This window comes from Desulfotomaculum sp., assembly GCF_982386235.1.
In genome coordinates, this window is the sequence record NZ_CEVWQM010000003.1 from 181,864 (window position 1) to 191,812 (window position 9,949).

At 41.1% G+C, this 9,949-nt stretch carries 11 protein-coding genes; 1 reads left to right on the forward strand and 10 read right to left on the reverse strand.

Features of this window, described 5'->3' with window-relative positions:
- Window positions 1-87 precede the first annotated feature (87 nt).
- Together AC1U9Z_RS03010 and metF are read right to left on the reverse strand one after the other, a co-directional pair.
- Entirely contained in the window at window positions 88-915 is an 828-nt protein-coding gene (locus AC1U9Z_RS03010) for a nitrilase family protein (RefSeq protein WP_479955651.1), read from the reverse strand.
- Window positions 916-992: 77 nt separating this feature from the next.
- Window positions 993-1,859: a methylenetetrahydrofolate reductase [NAD(P)H] gene (metF, locus tag AC1U9Z_RS03015; protein WP_479955652.1), complete on the reverse strand. Its 867-nt coding sequence runs from the start codon at window positions 1,857-1,859 to the stop codon at window positions 993-995.
- 189 nt (window positions 1,860-2,048) lie between these two features.
- Between metF and AC1U9Z_RS03020 the strand changes: the two genes are divergently transcribed.
- Window positions 2,049-2,540, forward strand: a complete 492-nt coding sequence (locus tag AC1U9Z_RS03020) for a rubrerythrin family protein (RefSeq protein WP_333532281.1) — start codon at window positions 2,049-2,051, stop codon at window positions 2,538-2,540.
- Between the two features lie 40 nt (window positions 2,541-2,580).
- Here AC1U9Z_RS03020 and AC1U9Z_RS03025 read toward each other — a convergent pair whose 3' ends face one another.
- The 8 genes from AC1U9Z_RS03025 to AC1U9Z_RS03060 all read right to left on the reverse strand — a co-directional run bounded on the left by AC1U9Z_RS03025 (window position 2,581) and on the right by AC1U9Z_RS03060 (window position 9,758).
- A complete protein-coding gene (locus AC1U9Z_RS03025) occupies window positions 2,581-3,420 on the reverse strand; it encodes a menaquinone biosynthetic enzyme MqnA/MqnD family protein (protein WP_333532282.1) in 840 nt (279 codons plus the stop codon).
- A 185-nt stretch (window positions 3,421-3,605) separates the two neighbouring features.
- Window positions 3,606-4,364, reverse strand: coding sequence for a polyprenyl synthetase family protein (locus AC1U9Z_RS03030; RefSeq protein ID WP_479955653.1), 759 nt, complete (start codon window positions 4,362-4,364; stop codon window positions 3,606-3,608).
- A 171-nt stretch (window positions 4,365-4,535) separates the two neighbouring features.
- Window positions 4,536-4,919, reverse strand: coding sequence for an adenosylmethionine decarboxylase (gene speD / locus AC1U9Z_RS03035; protein ID WP_333532284.1), 384 nt, complete (start codon window positions 4,917-4,919; stop codon window positions 4,536-4,538).
- A 262-nt stretch (window positions 4,920-5,181) separates the two neighbouring features.
- Window positions 5,182-7,401, reverse strand: coding sequence for a hypothetical protein (locus AC1U9Z_RS03040; protein ID WP_479955654.1), 2,220 nt, complete (start codon window positions 7,399-7,401; stop codon window positions 5,182-5,184).
- Between the two features lie 33 nt (window positions 7,402-7,434).
- Entirely contained in the window at window positions 7,435-8,586 is a 1,152-nt protein-coding gene (locus tag AC1U9Z_RS03045; RefSeq protein WP_333532286.1) for a glycosyltransferase family 4 protein, read from the reverse strand.
- Window positions 8,587-8,784: 198 nt separating this feature from the next.
- On the reverse strand, window positions 8,785-8,973 hold the full coding sequence (locus tag AC1U9Z_RS03050; protein ID WP_333532287.1) for a ferredoxin: 189 nt from the start codon (window positions 8,971-8,973) through the stop codon (window positions 8,785-8,787).
- 74 nt (window positions 8,974-9,047) lie between these two features.
- The gene (locus AC1U9Z_RS03055; RefSeq protein WP_333532288.1) at window positions 9,048-9,443 is read right to left on the reverse strand and encodes an ATP-binding protein; all 396 of its coding nucleotides are present in this window, start codon (window positions 9,441-9,443) and stop codon (window positions 9,048-9,050) included.
- A gap of 99 nt (window positions 9,444-9,542) precedes the next feature.
- Entirely contained in the window at window positions 9,543-9,758 is a 216-nt protein-coding gene (locus tag AC1U9Z_RS03060) for a hypothetical protein (protein ID WP_333532289.1), read from the reverse strand.
- Between the last annotated feature and the right edge of the window lie 191 nt (window positions 9,759-9,949).

Genomic DNA, 9,949 nt, shown 5'->3' on the forward strand with positions numbered 1-9,949 from the left:
AACCTCCCCTGGACGTGAAGCTTCTTGTCCTGGTATTAAGGTTTTTTAATGTTTTATTTTAAGTCTGCTGCAAAGGGTAAGTAAAAGCTAATCCATTAAACCTTTATAAATTTCCGGTCTTCTGCTGGCAAGGAAAAAGCTATTGGCCATCGATGAGGATTTCCTTTCCCGAATGGCATTTATCTTTGAACAATCTAAAACTTTTACCAGCATGGATTGTTTACCCCCGAAATCCTCTGCTAAAACATTGCCCTTTGGGTCAATGATCATTGACCCACCGCAAAATTGACGACCATTACCGTCATCCCCCACTAAATTACAGGTGGCCACGAAAACAGAATTATCATAGGCTCTGGCAGCCAGATATTTTAGCCAGATAGCTTTGCGATCTCCCACAATGGTTGGAGAAGCATGGGGTGTAAAAATAATTTCTGCTCCTTGTAAAGAGAGCATCGTTGTTACTTCCGGAAAGTGAGTATCCCAACAAATTTGTATCCCAAGGATGGCCTTATCCGTGACAAAATGTTCAATGCTATTGCCAGCTTGATAGTAAGGCTGTTCACTGGTTCCCAGGTGGGTTTTGCGGTAGTAATCAACATTTTGACCCGGCTTAATCACCACTTGGGTAATAAAGGGCTTATTCCCTTGGTTTTTTTCTGCCATCCCGGCCAAAATCGTGATGTTATTTTTATAAGCTAACTCTTTTAGATAACAAACTGCCTCCCCTTCAAGTGTTTCCAACAAATGGTCTGGCATCTGCCGACCATATCCTTGAATGCACATTTCAGGGAAACATATAATATCCACCTCATTTATTGCTGCTTCCTTAATAAAACCTTCCATTGTGGTTAAATTTTTTCGAATATCGCCAAAGGTTGCCTGCATTTGAACCAAGGCAATTTTGGTATCTTCCAAATATAGTCCTCCCTTTCGCATCGGCCATGGGCCATGGCCTAAATATACCAATACCGCGTCATCAGACGCGGTATTCATTAGGCTCTCCCTACATTTTTTAGTATTTCAGTAATCTGCTGGGGTTTATTCATGGTGTATAGGTGCACACCATCTACTCCGCTGTCCAATAGATCCCGAACTTGTTCACTGGCGTATTCAAGACCAGCCTTCTCCATATCCTCAGGATTTTCACCATATTTATCAACTATTATTAAAAGCTTCGCTGGCATCGACGCCCCACATAAAGAAATAATTCTTTTAACCTGTTTGGCATTCAGCACAGGCATGACCCCGGCTACCACCGGGCAATTAATATTCATCCTGTGGGCATTTTCTATAAAATTATAGAAAACCCGATTATCAAAATAAAGCTGAGTTATTAGAAAATCAACGCCTTGATCTACTTTAAACTTAAGCCAGTTCAGGTCGTCATTGAGACGACGACAATGTGCATGTCCCTCCGGGTAAGCTGCTGCTGCCACACAGGTATTGCCTTTATTTTTTATATGCCTCACAAGATCCGAGGCATACTTAAAGTCAGAATCTGAGAAGTCATAATTTTGGACATCCGCCGGTGGGTCACCCCTTAGGGCTAGGATATTTTCGATGTTTTCCTGTTGTAACCCTTCTAAAATTTGATCAATCTCATTCACTGTCTGCCCCACACAAGTTAGGTGGGCCAGGGTTTCCACGTTATAGCGGTTTTTAATCGTTGAGGCAATTTCCTTTGTTCGATCGCGGTTACTGCCACCAGCACCATATGTCACACTAATAAAATCAGGATTAAGCTTGATTAACCCTTCTAGGGTTTGATAAATGGTTTCCACAGGTGCAGTGATTTTTGGTGGAAATATTTCAAAGGAGATAACAGGTTTTTTTTGTTGGAACAGATTCGAGATTTTCATGTATACCACCTTGTCTATTTCAAAATACTACAGTCTATTATAACTTCTTCTGCCAAAAGGGGAAAGATGATTTCCTAAATCTTACATCCTTCTTAACTATTTGCCAATAACCTTGTTAATATTCGTCTGATTTATTATACTACGATGTGTAAATGATAAAACTATCCATATAAATAAGGGGGAAATAATATGAGTACAGAAAACAACCTAAAGGCTGCCTTTGCCGGCGAGTCCCAGGCAAATCGTAAATACTCAGCCTTTGCTGCAAAGGCTGAGCAGGAAGGCTATCCTGGGGTGGCCAAACTTTTTAGAGCAGCATCCGAAGCGGAAGCCATTCACGCCCTCAGCGAATTAAAGGCTCTGGGAGGAGTAAAAACCACTGCGGAGAATCTGAAAGAAGCCATCGAGGGTGAAACCTATGAGTTTACTGAAATGTACCCGGATTTCATTAAAACTGCTGAAACAGAAGAAAATAACCTTGCCAAGCGATCCTTCCACTTGGCTAATGAAGCCGAAAAGGTACACGCTGATTTGTACAAGGAAGCCTTGGCATTGCTAGAGAGCAAAGAAAATGTTGATTACTACCTCTGTCCTGTATGTGGCTATATACATAAACACAATGCACCGGAAAAATGCCCCATCTGTGGTGCAAAAGACAGTGCTTTTAAGAACATTGGGTAAAATTAATTAAAGCGAGATGTCAATCATTCATCTCGCTTTGTTACTCACCCCATATAGCCAACCTTACCCTTTCCTCAATAAGACCACTTTTATAGCAATAATCATAAAAAGTTAACAATGCTTTTTTATGATTCTCTGTAAACCCATTTTCAATGACCTGGTAATATTCCTCCAAAATATCCGTGGGCAGACCACTTCTACGACGACTTTTCTCCAGTACGGATATTAAACTAGCGTTCACATACTGTTTGGACTCTACTAATTGATTATGGAGGATACCGACTACCTCTTGATTTTCCCTGGCAAAGTCCCTGCGAATGACCCAAAGGGTATACACCATCGGTTCACCGGTAAACTGCTTCCAAATTTCCCCCAAGTCTGTAACATGATAGGGTAAGTTCTCTTGCCTTACTCTTAAATATGCCCTTAAGGCATCATCACCAATTAATAAAACACCATCTCCATTAGTCATCATCCTATCTAAATCGGGCTGCATGGTAATAAAATTGGCTTCTAAATGGTAATAGTGATCAAAAAGCACCTTCAGTAAAGCCGTTGAAGTAGCCGAAGAGTCTGTTAGGCAGACCTTCTTGCCTTCCAATTCCATAACGGGTATTTTACTAAACAAAAGGGCGTTTTTTACCGGCCCATCTCCACTAACGGATAGATCGGGCAGTATCATGCATTGATCCATATTTCTGGCATATTCTATGGATGAAATAGAAGCAATATCCAATTGTCCTGCCAAAAACATTTTATTCAGAACAGCTGGTGATCCTTTAATCAATTTGCCATCAAAGGCCAGAAGGCCCTCTTCCAAGGCATGAAAGACCGGTAGAGCATTTAGATATTCCACCTGTCCAAACCTTATTTTGGCCACTAAAAACCCTCCCCAAGAACTGTACACATAATTCAACTGGTCAAATTTAAAATATTATTTGTGCTATCGCCTTAACAATTTCAGTTCAATATTTATCTATATTCAAAAACTATCATTCAATGACACTTAGAACATCAAGAAAGGACCCGCACAGAATTAACGAGGGAGTTTTACAGAAAAACTATTTAGACTACTTTACGAGCCATTCCATCATTTAGCTGTATCCTTTGCAGGAGATGTTCAAAAATAATTTTTTCGGACTGATTTGGAAGTTTATCCAATCGTAATTTGGCCTGGTTATAATGGGTTAATATATCATACGATTTTCCCTGACTTAAACCGTACACCATCCCTAAATTAAGTCCGAATTCATATAGCAACATCTGGTCTTCCCTCGGTGCACCTACCACATCCCCAGCAATACTTGCAGCCCCTGCCAGCAATTCTGCCACTTCCAGACGTGTAACTTCACTAACTATCTGATTATTTAAACGATTTTGGTTAACTTTTTTTAATATGCCGCCCTCATGAATATAGCCAATAATCTCGGCTAAGGGTTGAAGATATTTTAGCAACCCAGCATCACATAGGGTAGTGAAAAATTTTCCGTATAAATAATCCCCTACTAATACAGGAAACTGGGTCCCATCCTTAGGATCAATCGTATGGGACTGGACAACCGTTTCTGGAATTTGCTTATGAATTTGTGAGGCCATAAAAATAAACTGCACGATTGCCCCTAGGGAAAGCAGTTTAGGTGATCTGCAGTTGTATAACCTTCCAACAGTAAGTACCACCGCCGGATGAATGAAATTGTCCATGGGGGAAAATTCCAAATGGGCATAGTCGCCCACGTGCCCGGCTTTTATTAATAATTGACCTTTAATTTTATGATGAATCGTTTGGATATCTTCCTGGAGACATGCTAAAACGTCGCCTGACATGAACAAAACCCCCTCTTTGGCGGATACAAATAAGTTATTCGTTAATAAATCTGAATTTCCTCTTTTAAGTATTTGGAAAAAGCGTATAAAAAACTGACGAGCCTCGCTTCATCAAAAGGATGAGCTAGACTCGTCAGGTCGTGCTACTCTTGGTACTAATAAATATCCCTCCTATGAGTTTACGGCCACCAAATGCGGCGCCATACCAGGCAGGATTCCTCTCTTAGTCTCCTGAGCAGCCATATCCTTTGCACCAAATTCTCTGGTCAAGAAATTGCATGCATCCCAGGGATTCACTGAATCACCACAGGTAAAGACATCAACTGCGGCATAGCCTAATTCAGGCCAGGTATGAATAGCCAGGTGGCTTTCACTAATTACTACTACTCCACTAACTCCCTGAGGGCTAAATTTATGGAAAACATACTCGCGGACCTCAGCCCCCGATTCCAGTGCTGCGTTAACCATTATTTCCTCAACCCTTTTAACATTATTGAGGACTTCAAAATCACAGCCATAGATTTCAGCCAAGACATGGCGGCCCAATGGTTTCATTATAGTTATCCTCCTCCATTTCCTTAATTAAAATGTTGGAATTAACCAGCCCAAATCATAATAATGTAGGGCTGGTCAATTCCAACCAAAATCAATTTTAGCATAAACAATTTCCTTGTCAATAAAATCTTGCAGAAAAACCGCCTTTAATTGTCAAATATATTAGTTTGCTACAAAATTCACGTGTTTACCTTATTTACCATCCGTTCTTATTTCGTGTATTGATTTTGCTCTGTCTAATTACCTTTTACATTATATTAGGTCATTTAACAATATGTTTATGTTTATTCTTTTGTTCCGATAACACTAAGTAAACCAAGGGCGGTGCACCAAAAATCATGGTAGTTGCTGCAGCCACTACACCTGAGTCATTAAAGGCAAAGGCAACCAGGGCACCCGTAATTACCCCGATAAAGCCCTTAAATAAATAAGGATACTCAACCCTTAAATTTTTAACCACACCTTGGGGACGATAGAATAGCAAAGCCAATATGCCCAAGCTGGCAAGCAGAACCCTACTCCAGACAGTGTAGCGTAGGAGTTTCATATTCATGGACCATTTTCGCTGAATGATTTCCAGTGCTTGGTTAGGATCTTGCAGCAATAAGGCCGCTGTGGTTCCCATGTGGGAACGCAAATCCACCGGGCGACTTAGATCAAAGACAATAAAGCCTGTTACAGACAATACTACTAGACAGCCAACCAGCACAACCGTAGTAAAACGAAAGCGCACCCCTATTAATAGGAGAAAGGTTACTAACAATCCCGCAGTAGCAGCAATGGTACCTCCCACGTTCGTACCCAGGTTCGGTGCCGCCATTGCATAAATGGTAAAAAGATAGAAAAAACCACTTAATATGATTAGGGTTCTTCTGTGTTTTTCCAAATATTGTATTGCTGCGGTCGTACCAATAATTAAGGAACCGATTAAAACACCCATATATTCATTGCCAATGCCATAGAATCTTGCCCCAACAATGGGGTCGTAGCCAAGTACAGATTGTTTTAATAAAAAAGAAGCATTTAGCAAATCTGCTAATATCGTTCCGGCCGTAGCAAGACAAATAAATATGAAGGGGTCTATGCCAATCTTTCGTTGCAATAAAATAGCTATCCCAGAAAAGGCCAAAGTTAGTATAACCAGTTGCACTGCCATAACCGTAACTGAAATTTTTGGTAACAAGGGCATCATAAGCTCCACTAAGGGTACAGACATAACCAAAAGCAAGAAAGGCTTAATCACTTCGGCCATATGTTTTTTAAGAAAAATTCCATATAAGCCCATAAGTAGTACGATAAGCTGGAGAAAAACATAGGCAGACTGCAAGGGTGGCCTGGCCTGGTAGGTGGTAACCAAGCCCTTGTTTAAATCTAACAAGTAATCCAAGCTATTCCCAGTAAAGTGTGCCTGGGAAGACATAAAGGGACGTCCAGACATTTCTGGTACCGGTTGAACACCTAAGGACCGGAGGATCGTTGGTGCAATATCCGTGTTCATGATAATACCATCCCGCTTCGTGGTGCCGGATGTTAATAATGTGCCAGGTTCCCATTTAGGTCCCAGAGCAATGATCGGTGTCAAGCTTATATTTCCTTTAACAGCCTCAGTGGTTGGGGTAGGCGTCACAACGATTAGGGCTTCCTTGCTGAAATCCATACTGCTGGCCAATTTTCCCACAAACTGATCTATTCTTTCCTTTGCCTCCTGGCGCTGTCTTTGGTATGCTTGCTCTGTTGCCTTATCTCGTTCCTCATATAACCGGGTCAAGTCACCGGTTTCAACCACAATAAGCACTGCCTTTTCCCGATATTCTTTTATTTTAGCCAGAACCTTGACAAAATCAGTTCGATAAGAACCGATATTTTCTTGATGCTGTAATAAGATTGATCGATCCACTGTCCCCATATCCGTAACCCCTAATTCATTCATGGATATGGTGGTTATTAGCCTACGCTCCGTTCCGATTGTATCACTGTTACCTACAACTGCGGTTTTTTTGCCGGCATCATTAATTGCCTGACCCAGTGCCCCCGGAATTGCCGGATGTCTTAACTCCCCATTAGTCCTTATTAATTTGCCGATGGCAAGTTGAACCACTGAATCTTCTGGGGCACGTAAACCCGTACGCAGAAAATATTCATCCCCTGCGCTTAGATCAGAAAATTTTTCTTCTATATTAAAACCATTAATAACTTCCCCGTTTCCAACTAGGTGAGCGCCCCCACCGATGGTTGAATAGGTATGTTCGGAATAAATACCTGCTCCGGTATTGTTATTTAATAAACCTAAGGCACCCTGGTTAGCCAAAGCCTTGAGATTGGCTAGCCCTTCCGCTTCGTAGTCCTGTATAGTAAGTTTGTCAATAACCACTAACACAACTCTTTCCACCGTTTCCTCGGCTGAGGCAAAATTTACAGGTCCCAGTGTACATAAACAGAATAAGATACTGGCAATAATTTTATGCCAGAAAGAGTAAGCCAATTAAATCCCCCCAACAAAATCTCTACCCATCATTTAACGATCAACGGAAATATTTTTATCCAATAAAAGTTGGCTGTATAAATCCAAGGTTTTCTGTACCATTAAGGTAATGGTAAACTTATCATTTACATGCTTTAGACCATTTTTGCCCATGCGCGACAAGAGTTCTCTTTCTCCCAACAAGCCTGCCAAGGCCACGGCCAGGGCCTCGGGATCCTTTGGTGATACCACTAGACCCGTTTTACCTTCTAAAATTGCTTCAGGAACACCGCCCACTCGGGTGGCAACAACTGGTTTGGCAGCGGCCATTGCTTCCAATATGGCTAAAGGCAATCCTTCTGTGACAGAGGGCAACACAAAAATATCCAATACAGCATAAATCTCTTCAATATTTTCTCTCATTCCAGCAAAAATCGCCCGGTTACCTAGCCCAAGCTCCAAGGCCTCCTCTTCCAGTTGTTGGCGCAGCGGACCATCTCCTACTATTAATAAAGTAATATTATATTCTTTAAGGAGAGAGGCAGCCTTTAGCAAATAAGCAACACCCTTTTGAGGGGCCAGGCGGGCAATGGTTCCAATCACTACACCGGAAGGGGGTAGCTTTAATTCTTTTTTGATTTCTTCCTTATCGAATTCTTGGTTGAATTTTTCTATTTCTATTCCATTATAAATGGTGGTTAATCGACTTAGCGATATTTCCTCTTTTTCCACCAGCTCTTGTTTTAAAGCATCCGAAACCGTGATAATTCGATCCGTAAAACGGGCCAAGATCTTTTCTACCGTTGCATAAATTTTTTTCTTCCAACCAGGCCATTCCTCATAAAATATACTATTATGAGCAGTAAAAACAATCACTGGGGTTCTGGCAATTATGCCTGCTATACGACCAACAAGTGCAGCCTTTGAGCTATGGGCATGCATTATTGTGGTACGGGACTGGTGCAAATATTTAACTAATGTACGAATGACAGCATAGTCCTTTGACAGTGATATTTCCCCGGCCAAGGGAATCGGAATAAGATTAACCCCCATTTGGTATAGTTCATCCCACAATGCTGTACTAGGTGGACAAGCCACTGTTATTGAAAACTTATTTTTATCGGTATGGCGAATCAAATTTATCAGGTGATTTTTCATGCCACCTGCTGCGGGCCTTATAATATGGAGAATCTTTATTTTATTCAACGGTTTCCACCCCTGCAATTGTATATCTTTTCCAAATAAAACCCTCTATATGCATCCAACCAGTATTCGCCACCTCTAATTAAAACACCTGCAAGCGTGAGCCTTAGATTTTCTACTCAGTCTTATACTGAAAAATGGTCATGACCAAAAAAAGAAGTGCCGCTTACTACTAAGTAGTTTTGCGACACTCCCTGGGGGTTAGTCTACTCTTATGGCATCGGTGGGGCAACTTTCAGCAGCTTCCTTCGCCGAGTCTTCTTGACCATCTGGAATTTCATCGACAATTGCATAAGCCTTTTCTTCGTCATTCCAATCAAATACCTCAGGACAAGTGTCGATACATGCACCACAGCTAATGCATAGATCTTGATCAACAGATGCCTTCATAGTAACACCTCCATTATTTTGACAATAATATTTTGACTGCCAATATCGGTAATTATTCCCGATAGATAGAAAAATTAACCATGAATTAATGCCGGCAGACAACGTGTACAGGTCCAGACACTTTCACCCTTCATCCTAGTGGGTAGTAAAGCCCGATCGTGATCTTCACTGCCGCAGCGGTGGCACTTAATTTCTACCCCTGGTGGTAGCCCTGAACCTTGTTTATTTCTGCTCTTTAGATGTTCTTCAACAGCGTGATGGTCAAAATCCACAGCATCGCGCTCTTCTAAGGATAATGCCCCGGTGGGACAAGTCCCCAAACAAAAGCCCGCACCATCACATAGTTCTTCCTTTAAAACCTTGGCCTTGCCAGCAACCAGTTCAATGGCTCCCTCTGCACAGGGAGAAACACATTGACCGCAACCATTGCATAATTCTTCATCGATTTTAACAATTTTTCGGATAGCCATATTTCTTCTCCTCATTTTTTTATAGATTTTGCCCCAATAAAATTAAATTAATCCTATTGTATCCGTAATTAACCAAAAAGGGTGTAATTTTCATCACACTTAATAATGATCCCGCTCCGTATCCAACCTTTTTTCCTCATTTAGACCAATGGTTGAAAATAACTCTTTAAATTTCAGAAAATCTTCCAATCGCATTACTTCTGTATTCGAATAAAAGACTCTCCCCAAATTATTCACCGCACCCCAGGTAACCTTAACAATGTCACGATCAAACCCCTTGGTTGTTTTGGTCTTGATAAACAGTTTAACAGACATTTATTCACCCACTTATTCGTTAACTGATTATATTCATTATAAAATTAAACAAGGGGATGTCGCAAAACGTTTAAATGAAAACGTAGGGCGACACGCCCTTTTTTATTTGTGACATAAAAATTATTACATCTACGAAGGTGAATTTTACCATTTAGGCCCCGGTTTGGGCACAACAAAACAAGGAAAGAGCT

What these genes read in the sequence shown, in the direction of transcription:
- speD (WP_333532284.1), bottom strand. Translation starts at nt 4,919, where the DNA reads ATGAAACCATTGGGCCGCCATGTCTTGGCTGAAATCTATGGCTGTGAT.
- AC1U9Z_RS03055 (WP_333532288.1), bottom strand. Translation starts at nt 9,443, where the DNA reads ATGGCTATCCGAAAAATTGTTAAAATCGATGAAGAATTATGCAATGGT.
- AC1U9Z_RS03060 (WP_333532289.1), bottom strand. Translation starts at nt 9,758, where the DNA reads ATGTCTGTTAAACTGTTTATCAAGACCAAAACAACCAAGGGGTTTGAT.
- AC1U9Z_RS03030 (WP_479955653.1), bottom strand. Translation starts at nt 4,364, where the DNA reads ATGTCAGGCGACGTTTTAGCATGTCTCCAGGAAGATATCCAAACGATT.
- metF (WP_479955652.1), bottom strand. Translation starts at nt 1,859, where the DNA reads ATGAAAATCTCGAATCTGTTCCAACAAAAAAAACCTGTTATCTCCTTT.
- AC1U9Z_RS03050 (WP_333532287.1), bottom strand. Translation starts at nt 8,973, where the DNA reads ATGAAGGCATCTGTTGATCAAGATCTATGCATTAGCTGTGGTGCATGT.
- AC1U9Z_RS03020 (WP_333532281.1), top strand. Translation starts at nt 2,049, where the DNA reads ATGAGTACAGAAAACAACCTAAAGGCTGCCTTTGCCGGCGAGTCCCAG.